The following is a 15,934-nucleotide window of genomic DNA, read 5'->3' as shown; positions in this document are numbered from 1 at the left end:
GCCGGGAGGAGGACGCACGCCCACCCGTCGGGGGGACGACCGGCTGCCCGGAGGCGGTCGACGATCGAGACGTGAGCGAGTTCTCCCGGGTTCCCCCCGACGAACGGCAGGACGGTTTCGACGCCCGGCGGGCGCTGCGCGAGGGTCTGGAGCAGGCCCGCGCGGCGGGCCCGGTCGGCGTCAGCCTCACGGTGGACAGCTCCGGCACGCGCGCCGCTCTGCGGGCCGCCTGGCCCGACAGCCGGCTGGTCGCCGTGCTGGCGCGGGTCTTCTCCGCGGTGCCCGCCCAGGTCGAGCTGCACGGCGTCCTGGAGCTGGCGCGGCACCGGGCCCGACTGGCCGGTCGCCACGTCTCCGTCCTGCACGACGGTGAGCGCGCGTGGAGCGGTCGCCCCGGACGGCTGCTGACCACGCTGGAACCCGAGCCGGCATCGGCCAGGACGTCCCCGCTGGTGGTGCTCGACCTGCTGGGCGCCAGCGACGACGTCACCGCCGACCGCCGGGCGGGTGCGGCCGACGCCCCCGGGGACGTCCGCGCCGAGGTGGGCGGCCCGAGCGGGTCGCCCCCGGCGCGGCACCTCGTCGTCACCACGGCGGGACCACCGGGTCGGCCCACCCCCCGCGTGCAGGTCTGGCTCGAGGGGACCGGGCGCATCCGGACGCTCCGGTACCCCGTGGATCGGGACACGATCACCGTCACCCTCCACGGCGTGGCCACCGACCCGGCCCCGGCGCCGTGGGACCGGCTGCCCGGTCCGGCCTGACCGCGCCGCTCCCCGGCTCCCCGCGGCGTCAGGCGTCTTCGGGCAGGACGACGACCTTGCCGGGGATGCGACCGGCCGCGGCTTCGGCGTGCAGGGCGGGCAGGTCGGCCAGCGCGATGCGGCGGGTCACCTCGACCGACAGGGCTCCGGAGTCGACGAGGGAGACCAGTTCGGCCAGGCGGTCGCGGTGGGGCAGGACGAACACGGTCGAGGCGGTGACGCCGCGGGCCTCGTCACCGGGGGTGGCCATGAACGCGGTCGTGCTCACGACCTTCCCGCCGTCGCGGACCACCGCCACCAGCGCGGTGAACTGCTCGGGGTCGATGGGGGCGAGGTTGAGCAGCACGTCCACCTGCTCCTGCACGGCGCTGAGCACGTCGGTGGTGGTGTGGTCGATGACCTCGTCGGCGCCGGCCGCTTGGACGGCGTCGGCGCTGCGGGGGCTGGCGGTGGCCACGACGTGCGCGCCGGCCCGCTTCGCCAGGGCGATGGCGTACTTGCCGACCACACCACCGGCGCCGTTGACGAGCACCCGCTGCCCCGCGGTGAGCTCGCCGTCGTCGAACAGGGCCTGCCAGGCGGTCAGGGCCACCGACGGCAGGGACGCCGCGTCCGGCAGCGGGATGCTGGTGGGAGCCGTGACCAGCGCGTCGGCGGGGGCGACGACGTACTGCGCCGCGCCACCGTCGCGTTCCATCGGCAGGAAGCCGATGACGCTGTCCCCGACGGCCAGGCCGTCGACCCCGTCGCCGAGCTCGTCGACCGTGCCGGAGACGTCGTAGCCGGGGACGTGCGGCAGCACGATGGGGATGGGCAGGAAACCGGCGCGCATGCCGTTGTCCGCGGCGTTGAACGCGGAGGCGGCCACCCGCACCCGCACCTGACCGGCGCCGGGGCTGGGCACGTCGACGTCCTCGTACCGCAGGACCTCGGGACCGCCGACCTCGTGGAACCGCACTGCCTTCATCGCTGAGCCTGCTTTCGTCGGGCGTCGGGTGGGGACGGCGCGGACCCGGGGAGTCACCGCGGATCCGGCGCCGTCGACGACAGTCGCAGCTCCCGGGACGCCCAACCTGGGCCGGGTTGGCCCACCTCGGAGGCGTCCGTCCACGGACGGGCGGACCACGCCCCTCGACGGGTGCGGCTGAGCAGGCCCGCCCGAGGGGGCCAGGTGGGGTGCCACCTGGATCTCGACCGCTTCCACGCTCCGCTGCACCACCACGCCGTCGGACTGGCCGGGCCGGGAACCCTGGACGGGCTGCGGGCAGCTCGCACGGTCCTGACGCCCAGCCTCACGGGGCGGACGGCGCCCGACCTCGTCGGCCACCTGGGACAGCCGCGACGCAGCTGCGACGACGAGACCCGGGTCCGGGTCGAACGCGGGCGACGCCCGGTCGACCCGCACGGTCCGTTCGCGGGCGACGTGGCACCGGTTCGCGGTGGGAGCCGAACTCCTCCCCCGCGACGCTCCCCGCACTCCTGCGCCGCGCGAGGACAACCACCCCGTCGTGGACCCTCGGCCCCGGATCGTCGCCGAGCCGCCCGCGGGACCCGCCGCGCTGCCCCACCTCGCCGGTCGTCGCCGTCCGTGCTCCGTCGAGGCACGGGCCCGGAAGAGGACGGAAGAGGACGGAAGACGACGGAGAGGTCAGCGGAACAGCTCGGCCGCCGGGACGGGCCGGGCGGTGTGGAACCCCTGCAACGCGTCCACGCCCAGGTCGCGCAGCTCCCGGGCCTGCTCGGCCGTCTCCACGCCCTCGGCGGTGACGTGCAGCCCGAGCCCCGCGCCGAGGTTGACCAGCAGCTCCACCACCGCGCGGTCGCCGTCGCGCTGGAGCATCCCGGCGACGAACGACCGGTCGATCTTCAGGCCCTGCACGGGGAACGCCGACAGGTGCCGCAGGCTCGACGACCCGGCGCCCATGTCGTCCACCACCAGCGCGACGCCCCGCTCGGCGAGGCGCTGCAACTGCGGCGCCGCGGACTGCACGGTCGCCAGCGACGCCGTCTCGGGCAGTTCCAGCCGCAGTTCACCGGGGGCGGTCCCGGTGTCCCGCAGCAGCTCCAGCACGTCGTCGGCGAACGTCGCCGACTCCAGGCCGGCCGTGGAGACGTTCACGTTCAGCAGCCCGGGGGCACCGGGCGCGCCCCGCCAGCGGGCGTGCTGCTCCAGGGCCCGGCGCAGGACGTGGCGGTCCAGCTCCACCGCCAGCCCCTCGTCGCGGGCCGCGCGCAGCACGCGGTCGGCGCCCAGCAGCCCGGCGCGCGGGTGCTCCCAGCGCACCAGGGCCTCGGTGCTGAGCACCCGGCGGGTGCGGGCGTCCACGATCGGCTGGTGGTGCAGGACCACCTCCCCGCGACGCAGCGCCCGCGCGAACCCGCCCGCCTGCTCCGGCACCACCCCGAGGGCGTGGACGCCGCTGACGCGGTCGCCGCCGGCCTGCTTGGCCGCGTACATCGCCGTGTCGGCCTCGCGGACGAGGGCGTCGACGCGCACCGCGCCGTCGACCGGGCCCGACAGCGCGGCCCCCACGCTGGCGCTGCTGCGGGCCGCGGCGTCCAGGTCGGGGTCCTGCGCGCGGACCGCCTCCAGGTGGCGGGTCGCGATGTCCTCCAGCGCCCGGCGCGCCCCGCCCGAGGTGGTCTCGGTGAGCCGGCACGCGACGGCGAACTCGTCACCGCCGAGGCGGGCGACGACGTCGCCCGGGCGCGACGCGGCCCGCAACCGCTCGGCGACCGAGCGGATCAGGGCGTCGCCCAAGGCGTGCCCGAGGGAGTCGTTGACGGCCTTCAGCCGGTCGAGGTCGACGTACACGACCCCGATGCGGACGTCACCGGCCCCGCGCGAGGCGGTGACGAGGTGCTCGAGGTGGCTGAAGAACGCCGCCCGGTTCGCCAGGCCCGTCAGCGGGTCGCGGCTGGCGTGCCAGGCCATCCGGGACGCCGCCGCCTCCAGCACCGCCGTCACCGGCAGCCGCCGCCACGCGTCGCCGCGGCGCAGGACGAGGTCGTCGTAGCGGCGGTCCTCGGGCCGGTCGAAGATCGTGGCGAGGGCGTCGCCCAGGGTCGCCGACGGCGGCAGCACCGGCTCGTCGAAGACGGTCACCGCCGTCACCGGCCGGCGGTTCAGCAGGGCGCGCCCGAACCCGAACGGGCCGCTCATGGCCCGCTCGAACCGGGTCCGCTGCACCGAGCCGGTCCGCCCGTCGCGGGGGTCGCGGACCACCACGCTGGAGTGGGCCTCGCCGCCGCCGCCGCGCAGGCGCGCGTCGAGCTGCCCGCACGTCATCGTCGGGGGCACCACCCAGGCGGGCGCGGACAGGTCCCACAGCGAGACCGCGGACTGCGCGGGCAGGGAGCTGAGCCGCACCGCGTCGGTGATCGTCATGTCGGCGCGTTCGGCACCGGGGGCCGCCGACCCGAGCGCGGTCGACCGCTGTTCACCTGGGAGCACGTTGAACCACCTGATCGGCCGACCGGGCGCGCCGGCCCGGGATCACCCCACCCGTCGCGCGGGGACGACGTCGACGCTACCCGCCACGCGTCGAGCAGACCGTCCCAGGTTCCTGTTCAGGTGGTGTTCACCGCACGGTCACTCCGGGGACCTCCCGGGACGGGGAGCCGGGGGTTCCATGCCCCCCGTGCAGCTGAACCCCGACCTGGGCATGTCCGTGCGGGACGACGAGGACGACCCCGAGCTCCTGTTCGCCGACGGGCGCGCGGCCGACACCTGGCGCGAGGACTACCCCTACGACGAGCGGCTCAGCCGCGCGGCCTACGAGCACGAGAAGCGGCTCCTGCAGATCGAGCTGCTCAAGCTCCAGCGCTGGCTGAAGGAGTCCGGCGAACGCCTGGTCGTGCTGTGCGAGGGCCGCGACGCGGCCGGCAAGGGCGGCACCATCAAGCGCTTCATGGAGCACCTCAACCCGCGCGGGGCCCGCGTCGTGGCGCTGGAGAAGCCCAGCGAGCGCGAGTCCACCCAGTGGTTCTTCCAGCGCTACGTGCAGCACCTGCCCGCCGCCGGGGAGTTCGTGCTGTTCGACCGGTCCTGGTACAACCGCGCCGGCGTGGAGCGGGTCATGGGCTTCGCGACCCCCGCCGAGTACGACCGCTTCATCAGCCAGGTCCCGCTGTTCGAGCAGATGCTCACCGACGACGGCATCCACCTGGTCAAGTTCTGGTTCTCGGTGACCCGCGCCGAGCAGCGCACCCGGTTCCTCATCCGGCAGATCGACCCCGTCCGGCAGTGGAAGCTGTCGCCGATGGACCTGGCCAGCCTGGACCGGTGGGACGACTACACCGCGGCCAAGGAGGCGATGTTCGAGAAGACCGACACCGCGTTCGCGCCCTGGACGGTCGTCAAGACGAACGACAAGAAGCGCGCCCGGCTGGCCGCCATGCGCCACGTCCTGGCCCGGTTCGACTACACCGACAAGGACGCCGACGTCGTCGGGCAGCCCGACCCGCTGCTCGTCGTGCACGCCCGGACGATCCTGGAGGCCGACCGCCGGCCGGAGACCGCGCCCGTCGGCTGAACCGCCCGGGCCGAGTTCCCGCGCTCCGGTGAACTCGCGGTGAACACTGCCGCGGAACGGCTCCCCCCGCTGTCGGTCACCCGGCGGCGGGGGCAGCCTGGGACCTCGTGGAGACAGCAACCGTCATCCTCGTGCTCGTCGTGGTGGTCGCACTCTCGTTCGACTTCACCAACGGCTTCCACGACACCGCGAACGCGATGGCCACGTCCATCGCCACCGGCGCGCTCAAGCCCAAGACGGCCGTCGCGCTCTCCGGCATCCTCAACCTCGTCGGCGCGTTCCTGTCCGTCGAGGTCGCCCTCACCGTCACCAACGCCGTCGTCAAGATCCAGAACTCCGACGGCTCACCCAGACCCGAACTGCTCGACGGCGGCGGGTCCGCCCTGCTGCTCATCGTCCTGGCCGGCCTCGTCGGGGCCATCGCCTGGAACCTGCTGACCTGGCTCGTCGGCCTGCCCTCCAGCTCCTCGCACGCCCTGTTCGGCGGCCTCATCGGCGCCACCGTGGCCGGTCTCGGCTGGGCCGGGGTGAACTGGAACGGTGACGGCAGCAAGATCGACGGGGTCGTGGGGAAGGTCATCGTCCCCGCGCTCGCCTCACCCGTCCTGGCCTGCCTCGTCGCGACCGTCGGCACCTGGCTCGTCCACAAGGTCGTCTCCGGGGTCGCGCAGCGGTTCACCGACCAGGGTTTCCGCTGGGGCCAGATCGGCTCGGCCTCCCTCGTCTCCCTGGCCCACGGCACCAACGACGCGCAGAAGACGATGGGCGTCATCACCCTCGGCCTCATCGCCTCCGGGCACTGGACCGACACCGGGTCCGTCCCGTTCTGGGTGAAGGCCGCCTGCGCCGTGGCGATCGCCTCCGGCACCTACCTCGGCGGCTGGCGCATCATCCGCACCCTCGGCAAGGGCCTCATCGAGATCACCCCGCCGCAGGGCATGGCCGCCGAGACCTCCTCCGGCGCCGTCATCCTCATCTCCAGCCACATGGGCTTCGCCCTGTCCACCACCCACGTCACCACCGGGTCGGTCCTGGGGGCCGGGCTGGGCAAACCCGGCGCGACCGTGCGCTGGAGGGTCGCCGGCCGCATGGTCGTCGCCTGGGTGACGACCATCCCGGCCGCCGGTCTCGTCGGGGCCCTGACGTGGTGGGTCGGCCACACCCTCGGCGGCGGCGTCCTCGGCGCCCTCGTCATCAGCCTCGCGCTGCTGGCGTTCACGGTGCTGGTGCTGCGCCACTCCCGCAAGAACCCGGTGCACGCCGGCAACGTCAACGACGAGTGGGACGCGACCGAGGGTGCGCAGCGCACCCCGGCCGCGGTCTGAGGGGGACACCGTGACCCAGAACCTGGTCCTCGTCGGCGAAGCCCTCTGGAAGATCCTGCTCGCCGCCCTCGTCCTCGGCGCCGGGCTGCCCGTGCTGTTCTCCGCCGGGGTCCGCGCGATGGCCCTCGGCGCCGGCGGCGACGCCGAGGACAGCCACGCGCCCGGCCGCCCGGTCGGGAAGGTCCTGGCCGTCATCTGCTTCGCGGTCGTCGTCGCGGCCGTCGCCCTCGGCATCGCCTTCATCGTCGCCGGCGGGTTCGGCAAGGCGCTGAGCTTCGAGCACGTCTACCCGACCCTCGTGGACAAGTGACGGGAGCACCCATGCCCTCCACCACCCTCGCCGGCCGCGTCGTCGACTGGCTGCGCGCCGGGTACCCCGGCGGGGTGCCCCGGCAGGACTACGTCGCGCTGCTGGGCCTGCTGCGGCGCAAGCTGACCGACACCGAGGTCCACGAGATCGCGGCCGAGATCGCCGGCCTGGCCCGCCAGGGCGAGGTCATCACCGTCGCCGACGTCGAGCGGCTCGTGGAGCAGGCGACGCTCGACGAACCGTCCGAGGCGGACATCGCCCGCGTCTCCTCCCACCTCGCCGCGGGGGGCTGGCCGCTGGCCGACCGCCCCTCCTGACCCACCACCGGCACCACCGGGGGTCGCGGTCCACGTCCGGACCGCGGCCCCCGGCCGTCGTGGGAGGGTGTCGCGGTGACGGTTCCGCACCGCGACCCCCGGCTGGTGCTGCTCGTCGCGGCCGGCGGTGCCGCCGGCACGCTGCTGCGCCACCTCGTCTCGCAGGCCCTGCCCGCCCCCGGCGGGTTCCCCGCCGCCACCCTCGCCGTGAACGTCGCCGGCTCCTTCGTGCTGGGCCTGCTGCTGGAGGCCCTCGCGCGCCGCGGCCCGGAGACCCCCGCCGCCCTGCGGTGGCGGCTCGGGCTCGGGACCGGCTTCTGCGGCGGCCTCACCACCTGGTCGAGCTTCGCCGTCGAGCTCGACCGGCTCGTCAGCACCGGCGCCCCCGCCACCGCCCTGGCCCACGCCGCCACCTCCCTGACCGCCGGGCTGCTCGCCGCCGCGGCCGGGGTCGCGCTCGGCGCCCTCACCGCCCGCCTCACCGCCCGCAGGTCGCGGTGACGACCACGACCGTGCTCCTGGCGCTCGCCGGGGGAGCGGGCGCCGCGGCGCGGTTCGGGCTCGACGGGGCCGTCCGCGACCGCTGGCCCTCCCGGTTCCCCTGGGGCACCCTGCTCGTCAACGTCCTGGGCTCGCTGCTGCTGGGGTTCCTCACCGGTCTCGTCCTCGACGGCGCCGACCGGCGCTGGCTCCTCGTCCTCGGCGTCGGGTTCTGCGGCGGGTTCACCACGTTCAGCACCGTGATGGCCGACACCGTGCGGCTGGCGCGGGAGCGCCAGTGGTGGCTCGCGGCGGGGAACGTGCTGGTGAACCTCGCGGCCACCGTGGTCGCCGCCGCGCTCGGGCTGGGTCTGGCGGTGCTCGGGTAGGCTGGACCGCGGTGTGCCGGGAAGTCTGGTCGGCGGTCCCGTCAGGGATCCCACCTCCCGTCGACCCCGGAAGCAGGCCCCCGTGCCCTCCACCCCCCAGCGCCCCCTCTTCTCCCGCGGTTCCTGGACCGAGGCCCGCCGCATCGCCGACGTGCTGCGGCAGGAGACCACCGGCGGGCTGCTGCTGCTGGTCTTCACCGTCATCGCCCTCGTGTGGGCGAACCTGCCCGGCGGCAGCTACGAGGACGTGCGGCAGTTCCACCTCGGCCCGGCCTCGCTGCACCTGGACCTGTCCATCGAGCACTGGGCCGCCGACGGCCTGCTCGCGATCTTCTTCTTCGTCACCGGCCTGGAGCTGAAGAAGGAGTTCGTCGCCGGGGACCTGCGCAGCCCCCGCGCGGCGGCGCTGCCGATCGCCGCGGCCGTCGGCGGCATGGCCGTCCCGGCGCTGCTGTTCGTGCTGGTGAACGTCCTGCACCCCGACGCGCCCGAGGGGGCCCTCGTCGGCTGGGCCACCCCCACCGCCACCGACATCGCCTTCGCCCTGGGCATCCTCGCCGTCGTCGGGTCCCACCTGCCGTCGGCGCTGCGGACGTTCCTGCTGACCCTGGCCGTCGTCGACGACCTGCTCGGCATCACCGTCATCGCGGTCTTCTACACCGACCAGGTCCACTGGACGCCGCTGCTGCTGGCCCTGCTGACCCTCGCCGCGTTCACCGTCGCCGTCCAGCGCCGCATCCGCTCGTGGTGGCTGCTGCTGCCGCTGGCGGTCGCGACGTGGGCGCTGGTGCACGCCTCCGGCATCCACGCCACCGTCGCCGGGGTGCTGCTCGGGCTGGTCGTCCCGGTGCTGCGCAGCGAGAAGAACGGCGGCCCCGAGGCCGGGCCGGGGCTCTCGGAGCACTTCGAGCACCGCTGGCGCCCGCTCTCGACGGGTTTCGCGGTCCCCGTCTTCGCGCTGTTCTCCGCCGGTGTCGCGATCGGCGGCGTGTCCGGCTTCACCTCCGCGATGCAGGACTCCGTCGCGCTCGGCGTCATCGCCGGCCTCGTGCTCGGCAAGCCGATCGGCATCGTCGGCACCACCTGGCTGGTGGCGAAGCTGACGAGGGCCGAGCTCGACGAGAACCTGCGCTGGGTCGACGTGCTCGGCATGTCGATGCTCGCGGGGATGGGGTTCACGGTGTCGCTGCTCATCGGGTCCCTCGCCTTCGGCGAGGGCACCGAGGCGGGTGAGCACGTCACCCTCGGCGTCCTCGTGGGCTCGTTCCTCTCGGCGGTCCTGGCCGCGGTCGTGCTGGCGCGCCGCAACCGCGTGTACCGCCGGATCGAGGAGGAGGAGGGCGTCGACGCCGACGGGAACGGCATCCCCGACGTCTACGAGCGCTGAGGCTCAGGAGTCGGCGGGCGGGGTCCCCGCGGGGCGCTCCACGAGGTAGCTGTGCCCGCCGCGGGTGACGCGCTCCCACTGCGCGTACCCCGCGCGGGCCTCCTCGTCGGTGCGCGGCCCGCGCTGGGGGCCCTCCTCGTGGGAGACCTGCGCCGGGCCGGTGAAGCTGAACACGGCGTCGAGGAACAGGTCGACGAACTTGTTCTTCGACGTCGGCCGACGCAGGTTGCGGGGGGTGCGGGCCGGGTCGGACGACGATCGTTCGTGCATGAACGGTTAGTGTACGCGTGGTCGTCCCGCCCCTCAACGCGATCCGCGTCACCCGCCCGTCACCGGGGGCGTCTTGCCAGGACGGCAAGGGAGGTCGACGGCCGGCGAGCCGGTCCCCAGGATCGGGGCATGGCCCTCTTCGACCCCACCGCCCGCGACGCCCGTGAACTCTGGGAGGGGGTGTACGCCGCCCGCGACGGGCACGTCTGGAGCGGGCACCCCAACGCCGCGCTCGTCGACGCCGTCGCCGACCTCACCCCCGGCACCGCCCTGGACCTCGGCTGCGGGGAGGGCGGGGACGTCCTGCACCTCGCCGCCCACGGCTGGCGCGCCACCGGCGCCGACGTCTCCGACACCGCCGTCGAGCGCGCCCGCGCGCACGCCGCCGACGCCGGCCTGGCCGACCGGGCCACCTTCGAGCGGCACGACCTCGGCGTCTCCCTGCCCGCCGGGCGGTACGACCTCGTCACCGCGTCCTTCCTGCACTCCTACGCCTTCCTCGACCGGGTCGCCGTCCTGCGCCGCGCCGCCGGAGTCGTCGCCCCCGGCGGCTCCCTGCTCGTCCTCGGCCACGTCTCCCGCCCCGAGCAGCTCGGCCCCTTCGCGGCCGACGGCTTCCCCGACGCCGTCGTCGACCTGCCCACCCCCGAGGAGCTGCGGGCCGCGCTGGCCCTGCCCGAGCAGGAGTGGACCGTGGCCCGCAGCGCCCTGACCGAGCGCACCACCACCTTCGACGACGGCTCCACCGGCGTCTGGGTCGACGGGGTCCTGCGACTCGACCGCCGGCCCGCGCACCGCCCCTGACCTGCGAGGATGCGTGATCGTTCAGCGACTCGTGGTATTCCTGGGCCCATGCCGACGCCTCGCCTGGCCCTCACCCGCACGTACCTCGCGCCGACCAGCGGGTCCGCGCCCGGCGGCGCGGACCTGCCCGGCGTCGCCGACGTCGGCGCCACCGTCGAGGTGACCAGCGAGGAGACGCACTACGACACCAGCGACCTCGCGCTCGCGGCCGCCGGGGTGTCCGTGCGCCGGCAGACCGCCGAGCGCACCAGCCCCGCCCCGCGCGGCTGGGTCCTGGAACTGCCCGGCCGCGGCCCCCGCACCCACGAGGTCCGCCACGCCCTCGGCCGCGCCGTCCGCACCGCCCCCGCCGCGCTCCAGCGCCTCACCTGGGCCGCGGCCCGCGGCCGCTCGCTCGGCCCCGTGCTCGCGCTGACCACCACCGCCTCCCAGCGCGACCTGCTCGACGCCGACGGCTCCGTCGTCGCCCGGCTGACCACCCGCCAGGTCCAGGCCCGCGCCCTGGTCCCGGAGGACTCCTCCGCGCAGACCTGGGGGGAGTGGCAGGTCGAGGTCGTCGACGGCCGCCGCGACCTGCTCGACGCCGTCACCGACACCTGGGAGGCCCTCGGCGCCGAGGAGTCCGACCGCACCGCGCAGCTGCGCACCGTCCTCGACGGCCCCGACGACGAGGACGGTCTCGACGCCGTGTCCGCCGACGACAGCGCCGGCGCCCTCGTCCTGGGCCGCCTCGCCCAGGACGTCGGCTGGCTGCTGTCCCAGGACCCGCTGGCCCGCATCGACGCCCCCGACGCCGTCCGCTCCCTGCGCGTCGCGGCCCGCCGCCTGCACAACGTGCTCACGACGTTCGCGCCGCTGTTCACCGAGGGCGCCACCGAGCCGCTGCGCGCCGAGCTGACCTGGATCGCCGACGTCACCCGCCCCTCCCGCGACCTCGACGTACTCGCCGACAAGCTGCTCGAGGACCTCGACGAGGAAGCCGCCGGGCACACCGCCGGCAGCGGCACCGGCGACCCCGCCGTCGTCGCCGAGACCGTCCGCGCCACCCTCGTCGACCGCGCCACCGCCGCCCACGCCACCGTCCTGGAGGCGTTGGACTCCCAGCGCTACCGCGACCTCGTCGCCGCCCTCGAGGCGTTCGTCGCCGACCCGCCCACCGTCAAGGCCGCCCGCCGCGAGGCGCGCAAGGCGCTGCTGCCGCTCGTCGCCGAGGCCCACCGCGCCGCCCGCGACGCCTACCGCGACGTCGACCTCGACGTCGACGTCGAGATCGACCACGACGTCGAGAAGGCCACCGCCGAGGACGCCGCGGCCCTGGCCCGGCTGCGGACCGCCGTCGCCGTCGCCCGCGACGCCGCCGCCGTCGTCGCCCCCCGGGTCGGCGAGGACGCCGAGGAGTACGTCGACGTCCTCAAGGAACTGCTCGACCTGCTCGACGAGCACGCCGACACCGTCGTGACCCGCGAGTTCCTCGCCGGCCTCGTCGCCGGGGCCGGTTCCGGCGCGTTCGTCCTCGGCCGCCTGCACGCCCTCGAGGAGGTCCGTTCCGCCGTCGCGTTCCACGACGTCGAGACCGCCTGGGACGCCGCGAACCGCAAGAAGCTGCGCCGCTTCCTGAAGTGAGCCGTGGGTAGGGTCGCGGGGTGAGCGAGTTCGCCGACCCCGTGCCCCTGACCGGTGAGCGAGTGGCGCTGGAGCCGCTCGCCCACCACCACGCCGGCGAACTGCGCGCCGTCGTCGCCGAGGGCGACCTGCACCGCACCTGGTACACGCGGATCCCCGCGCCCGACGCCGTCGAGGCCGAGATCGAGCGCCGGCTCGGGCTGCAGCGGCAGGGCGTCATGGCCCCCTGGGCGATCCGCCGCCTCGACACCGGCGCGCTGTGCGGGGCCACCACCTACATGAACGTCCGCCCCGGCGACCGCAAGCTGGAGGTCGGGTCGACGTTCCTGGCCCCCGGCGCCCAGCGCACCGGGATCAACGCCGAGGCCAAGCTCCTCCTGCTGACCCGCGCGTTCGAGGTCCTGCGCTGCGTCGCGGTCGAGTTCCGCACCCACTGGCACAACCACCAGTCCCGCACCGCGATCGCCCGCCTGGGCGCCAAGCAGGACGGCGTGCTGCGCAACGACACCGTCATGCCCGACGGCACGCTGCGCGACACCGTCGTGTTCTCCGTCCTCGACACCGAGTGGCCCGCCGTCCGCAACGGGCTGCGCCACCGGCTCGCCCGGTGACGGCCGCGCTCGCCCTGCGCGGGCTCGTCAAGCGCTTCGGCCCGAAGGTCGCCGTCGACCACCTCGACCTCGACGTGCCCGCCGGGTCGTTCTACGGCGTCGTCGGCCCCAACGGCGCCGGGAAGACGACCACCCTGTCCATGGCCACCGGGTTGCTGCGCCCCGACGCCGGGCGCGCGTGGGTCGCCGGGGCCGACGTGTGGGCCGACCCCGTCGGCGCCAAGCGCCTGCTCGGCGTCCTGCCCGACGGCGTGCGGTTGTTCGACCGCCTCTCCGGCCGCGAGCTCGTCCGCTACTCCGGGCTGCTGCGCGGGATGCCCCGCGACGTCGTGGAGGGACGCACCGGTGAACTCCTCGACGCCCTCGGCCTGGCCGACGCCGCGAGCACCCTCGTCGTCGACTACTCCGCCGGCATGACGAAGAAGGTCGCGCTGGCCTGCGCCCTCGTCCACGCCCCCCGCGTCCTCGTCCTCGACGAACCCTTCGAGGCCGTCGACCCCGTCAGCGGCGCCACCATCCGCGCCATCCTGGAGGGGTACGTGCGCGGCGGCGGGACCGTCGTCCTGTCCAGCCACGTGATGGACCTCGTCGAGCGGCTGTGCAGCCACGTCGCCGTCATCGCCGGCGGTCACGTCCTGGCCGCCGGGGAGCTCGCCGACGTCCGCGGGCCGGGTTCCCTGGAGGAACGTTTCGTCGACCTCGTCGGCGGCACCCGCGACGTCTCCGGCACCCTGGACTGGCTGCGGTGAACGACCCCTCCCTCGCCACCTTCGCCCGCCTGCGGCTGACGCTGCTGCGCAACGGCTTCCGCCGCAGCCCCTGGCAGGTCGTCGCGTTCGTCCTCGGGGCCGTCTGGGCCGCGGGCCTCGTCGTGACCCTCGGCGGGGGACTGGTCGCGCTGCGGTTCTCCGCCCTCGACGTCGCCCGGCCCGTCGTCGTCGGTCTCGGGGCGCTCGCCGTCCTCGGCTGGGCGCTGCTGCCGCTCGTCGCGTTCGGCGTCGACGAGACCCTCGACCCCGCCCGGTTCGCCACCCTCGGCGTCCGCCGCCGCCGCCTCGTGCCCGGCCTGCTGCTCGCCGGTCTCCTCGGCCTGCCCGGCACCGCGACCGCCCTGCTCGGCGCCGCGTCCGTCGTCACGTTCTCCCGCAGCCTGCCCGCCGCGCTCTTCGCCGTCCCCGCGCTCGCCGTGGCCGTCCTCACCGCCGTCGCCGCGTCCCGCGCCACCACCACCGCCGCGGCGTCCCTGCTGCGCCGCCGCCGCACCCGCGACGCCCTCGTGATCGCCGGGGGCCTGCTGCTGGTGTCGGCGGGCCCGCTGCTGAACGTCGTCGCCGCCCGCGCCGGGCAGGGCCTGGTCGACCTCGCCCGCGACGCCGCCGCCGTCGCCGGGTGGACCCCGCCGGGGTTCGCGTTCGCCGCGGCCGCCGACGCCGCCGGCGGGCAGTGGGCCCGCGCCGCGCTGCGGCTCGCCCTGGCCGTCGCCGTCCTGGCCCTCGTGCTGGCCGCCTGGTCCGCCGCGCTCGGCCCGGCCGGGACGGGACCGTCGGCGCACGCCGTCGCCTCCGCCCGCGCCGACGAGCGCCACCACCCGCTGCTGGACCGGCTGCCGCCCACCCCCGCCGTCGCCGTCGCCGTCCGCTGCACCCGCTACTGGCGCCGTGACCCCCGGTACCTGATGAGCGCCGCGTCCCTGCTCGTCGTCCCCCTGCTGCTGGTCGTGCTGCCGCTGGCGCAGGGCGGCGGCGCCGGTGCCTGGCCGCTGCTCACCGGCCCCGCCCTCGCGTTCGTCACGGGCTGGTCGCTGCACAACGACGTCGCCTACGACCACTCCGCGTTCGCCCTGCACCTGGCCACCGGGCTGCGCGGTCGCGACGACCGCGCCGGGCGCGTCCTGGCCGCCGTCGTGTGGCAGGTGCCGGTCCTGCTCGTCGCCGCCGTGGGCGGGTCGCTGCTCGCCGGGCGCCCCGACCTGCTGCCCGCCGTCCTCGGCGCGACCCTGGCCCTGTTCGGCGCCGCGCTGGCCGTGTCGTCCGTCGCCAGCGCCCTGGTGCCCTACCCGGCCCCCGCTCCCGGCGCGAACCCCTTCCAGTCGCCCCGGGGCGCCTCCGCGGCCACCGTCGCCGTCCAGCTCGGGACCTCCGCCGTCACCACCGCCCTGGCCGTGCCGGCGCTCGTGCCCGCCGTCGTCGCGGTCCTGGGGCCCGCCTGGGCCGGCTGGATCGCCCTCGCGCTCGGCGCGGCCGGCGCCGTGCTGCTCCCGTGGCTGGGCGTCGTCCAGGGCGGCGCCGTCCTGGACCGCAGGGGACCGGAGGTGCTGGCCCGGGTCGGCTCGTCGTGAGCTGGTCCGCGCTGGGGCCCGCCGCGCTGGCCGTGGTCCTGCTCGCGGCCCTCGCCGCCGGTGCCGGCGCCCTCGGCGGCCTGCGGCACGGCCGCGACGTCGTCACCGCCGTCGCCCGCGCCGTCGTCCAGATCGGCGCCGTGGGGCTGGTCCTGGGGGTGGTGCTGCGCACCCCCGCGCTGGCGCCGCTCTACCTGGCCGCGGCCCTGGCCGTGGCGTCCTGGACGTCCGCGCGGCGGCTGCGGACGCCGGGGGTGGCGTCGCTGTGGCCGCTGACGGCGCTGGCGATCGGGGCGGGAGCGGCCTCGGCGGCCGCCGTGGTCGTGGCGGTGGGGGCGCTGGAGCTGCGGGTCCTGCACGTGGTGCCGTTCACCGCGCAGCTCGTCGGGGGGTGCATGAGCGCGACGACGCTGGCCGGGCGGCGGATGCTCGACGACGTCGACAGCGGCTGGGACCAGGTCGAGGGGTGGCTGGCGATCGGGGCGCGGCCGGCGCGGGCGGTGGCGCCGCTGGGCCGGACCGCGGCGTCGCGGGCGCTGGCGCCGGCGCTGGACCAGACCCGGACGGTGGGGCTGGTGACGTTGCCGGGGGCGTTCGTGGGGTTGCTGCTGGGCGGCGCGACGCCGTGGGAGGCGGCGCGGGTGCAGCTGCTCGTGCTCGCCGGGCTCCTGGCCGCGGAGACGATCGCGGCGGTGGTCGTGACGGCCGGCCTGGGGCGGCGGGTGCGGGTGAAACCCTCCCGCGGGAGTTCGTGAAACCGTTCACGAACGACGGAGGACCC

General features: G+C 75.8%; 17 protein-coding genes. 14 read left to right on the top strand and 3 right to left on the bottom strand.

The window, feature by feature from the left end; translation table 11 throughout:
* The first annotated feature begins 71 nt into the window (after window positions 1-71).
* The gene (locus ACRYM6_RS17470) at window positions 72-764 is read left to right on the top strand and encodes a hypothetical protein (RefSeq protein ID WP_432544154.1); all 693 of its coding nucleotides are present in this window, start codon (window positions 72-74) and stop codon (window positions 762-764) included.
* Window positions 765-792: 28 nt separating this feature from the next.
* Here the strand turns inward: ACRYM6_RS17470 and ACRYM6_RS17465 are convergent, their stop codons facing one another.
* Both ACRYM6_RS17465 and ACRYM6_RS17460 read right to left on the bottom strand, forming a co-directional pair.
* Complete coding sequence (locus ACRYM6_RS17465; RefSeq protein ID WP_432544153.1) at window positions 793-1,731, bottom strand: NADP-dependent oxidoreductase; 939 nt, start codon at window positions 1,729-1,731, stop codon at window positions 793-795.
* A 681-nt stretch (window positions 1,732-2,412) separates the two neighbouring features.
* A complete protein-coding gene (locus tag ACRYM6_RS17460) occupies window positions 2,413-4,218 on the bottom strand; it encodes a putative bifunctional diguanylate cyclase/phosphodiesterase (protein ID WP_432544152.1) in 1,806 nt (601 codons plus the stop codon).
* A 178-nt stretch (window positions 4,219-4,396) separates the two neighbouring features.
* Between ACRYM6_RS17460 and ppk2 the strand changes: the two genes are divergently transcribed.
* The 7 genes from ppk2 (at window position 4,397) to nhaA (ending at window position 9,507) form a co-directional block, all read left to right on the top strand.
* A complete protein-coding gene (gene ppk2, locus ACRYM6_RS17455) occupies window positions 4,397-5,299 on the top strand; it encodes a polyphosphate kinase 2 (RefSeq protein WP_432544151.1) in 903 nt (300 codons plus the stop codon).
* Window positions 5,300-5,406: 107 nt separating this feature from the next.
* Window positions 5,407-6,624, top strand: coding sequence for an inorganic phosphate transporter (locus ACRYM6_RS17450; RefSeq protein ID WP_432544150.1), 1,218 nt, complete (start codon window positions 5,407-5,409; stop codon window positions 6,622-6,624).
* 10 nt (window positions 6,625-6,634) lie between these two features.
* Window positions 6,635-6,934, top strand: a complete 300-nt coding sequence (locus ACRYM6_RS17445; RefSeq protein WP_432544149.1) for a hypothetical protein — start codon at window positions 6,635-6,637, stop codon at window positions 6,932-6,934.
* A gap of 11 nt (window positions 6,935-6,945) precedes the next feature.
* On the top strand, window positions 6,946-7,251 hold the full coding sequence (locus ACRYM6_RS17440) for a DUF3349 domain-containing protein (RefSeq protein ID WP_432544148.1): 306 nt from the start codon (window positions 6,946-6,948) through the stop codon (window positions 7,249-7,251).
* A gap of 75 nt (window positions 7,252-7,326) precedes the next feature.
* On the top strand, window positions 7,327-7,752 hold the full coding sequence (locus tag ACRYM6_RS17435; protein ID WP_432544147.1) for a fluoride efflux transporter FluC: 426 nt from the start codon (window positions 7,327-7,329) through the stop codon (window positions 7,750-7,752).
* Window positions 7,749-8,120 carry a fluoride efflux transporter FluC gene (locus tag ACRYM6_RS17430; protein WP_432544146.1) on the top strand — a complete coding sequence of 124 codons (372 nt, stop codon included), beginning with the start codon at window positions 7,749-7,751 and terminating at the stop codon, window positions 8,118-8,120. Before ACRYM6_RS17435 ends, ACRYM6_RS17430 begins: the two co-directional genes overlap by 4 nt.
* A gap of 82 nt (window positions 8,121-8,202) precedes the next feature.
* The gene (nhaA, locus tag ACRYM6_RS17425; protein ID WP_432544145.1) at window positions 8,203-9,507 is read left to right on the top strand and encodes a Na+/H+ antiporter NhaA; all 1,305 of its coding nucleotides are present in this window, start codon (window positions 8,203-8,205) and stop codon (window positions 9,505-9,507) included.
* A gap of 3 nt (window positions 9,508-9,510) precedes the next feature.
* Here the strand turns inward: nhaA and ACRYM6_RS17420 are convergent, their stop codons facing one another.
* Entirely contained in the window at window positions 9,511-9,777 is a 267-nt protein-coding gene (locus ACRYM6_RS17420; RefSeq protein WP_432544144.1) for a hypothetical protein, read from the bottom strand.
* Between the two features lie 129 nt (window positions 9,778-9,906).
* Here ACRYM6_RS17420 and ACRYM6_RS17415 point away from each other — a divergent pair, with 129 nt between their 5' ends.
* From ACRYM6_RS17415 to ACRYM6_RS17390, 6 genes are read left to right on the top strand one after another with little or no spacing between them, the layout of a single operon-like run.
* Window positions 9,907-10,581, top strand: coding sequence for a class I SAM-dependent methyltransferase (locus tag ACRYM6_RS17415; protein WP_432544143.1), 675 nt, complete (start codon window positions 9,907-9,909; stop codon window positions 10,579-10,581).
* A 48-nt stretch (window positions 10,582-10,629) separates the two neighbouring features.
* Complete coding sequence (locus tag ACRYM6_RS17410) at window positions 10,630-12,204, top strand: CYTH and CHAD domain-containing protein (protein ID WP_432544142.1); 1,575 nt, start codon at window positions 10,630-10,632, stop codon at window positions 12,202-12,204.
* 20 nt (window positions 12,205-12,224) lie between these two features.
* Window positions 12,225-12,815, top strand: a complete 591-nt coding sequence (locus ACRYM6_RS17405; RefSeq protein ID WP_432544141.1) for a GNAT family N-acetyltransferase — start codon at window positions 12,225-12,227, stop codon at window positions 12,813-12,815.
* Window positions 12,770-13,564, top strand: a complete 795-nt coding sequence (locus tag ACRYM6_RS17400; protein WP_432544140.1) for an ABC transporter ATP-binding protein — start codon at window positions 12,770-12,772, stop codon at window positions 13,562-13,564. Before ACRYM6_RS17405 ends, ACRYM6_RS17400 begins: the two co-directional genes overlap by 46 nt.
* Complete coding sequence (locus tag ACRYM6_RS17395; protein ID WP_432544139.1) at window positions 13,561-15,153, top strand: transporter; 1,593 nt, start codon at window positions 13,561-13,563, stop codon at window positions 15,151-15,153. The genes ACRYM6_RS17400 and ACRYM6_RS17395 overlap by 4 nt, the downstream gene beginning before the upstream one ends.
* Complete coding sequence (locus ACRYM6_RS17390; RefSeq protein ID WP_432544138.1) at window positions 15,150-15,908, top strand: ABC transporter permease; 759 nt, start codon at window positions 15,150-15,152, stop codon at window positions 15,906-15,908. Before ACRYM6_RS17395 ends, ACRYM6_RS17390 begins: the two co-directional genes overlap by 4 nt.
* The last annotated feature ends 26 nt before the right edge of the window (window positions 15,909-15,934 follow it).

The sequence above is a fragment of the Kineococcus rugosus genome (assembly GCF_050871975.1).
GTDB lineage: Bacteria > Actinomycetota > Actinomycetes > Actinomycetales > Kineococcaceae > Kineococcus.
The sequence above is the reverse complement of the archived record's forward strand: the minus strand, read 5'-3'. Positions and strand labels throughout refer to the sequence as shown.

What these genes read in the sequence shown, in the direction of transcription:
- ACRYM6_RS17465 (WP_432544153.1), bottom strand. Translation starts at nt 1,731, where the DNA reads ATGAAGGCAGTGCGGTTCCACGAGGTCGGCGGTCCCGAGGTCCTGCGG.
- ppk2 (WP_432544151.1), top strand. Translation starts at nt 4,397, where the DNA reads ATGCCCCCCGTGCAGCTGAACCCCGACCTGGGCATGTCCGTGCGGGAC.
- ACRYM6_RS17440 (WP_432544148.1), top strand. Translation starts at nt 6,946, where the DNA reads ATGCCCTCCACCACCCTCGCCGGCCGCGTCGTCGACTGGCTGCGCGCC.
- ACRYM6_RS17420 (WP_432544144.1), bottom strand. Translation starts at nt 9,777, where the DNA reads ATGCACGAACGATCGTCGTCCGACCCGGCCCGCACCCCCCGCAACCTG.
- ACRYM6_RS17415 (WP_432544143.1), top strand. Translation starts at nt 9,907, where the DNA reads ATGGCCCTCTTCGACCCCACCGCCCGCGACGCCCGTGAACTCTGGGAG.
- ACRYM6_RS17410 (WP_432544142.1), top strand. Translation starts at nt 10,630, where the DNA reads ATGCCGACGCCTCGCCTGGCCCTCACCCGCACGTACCTCGCGCCGACC.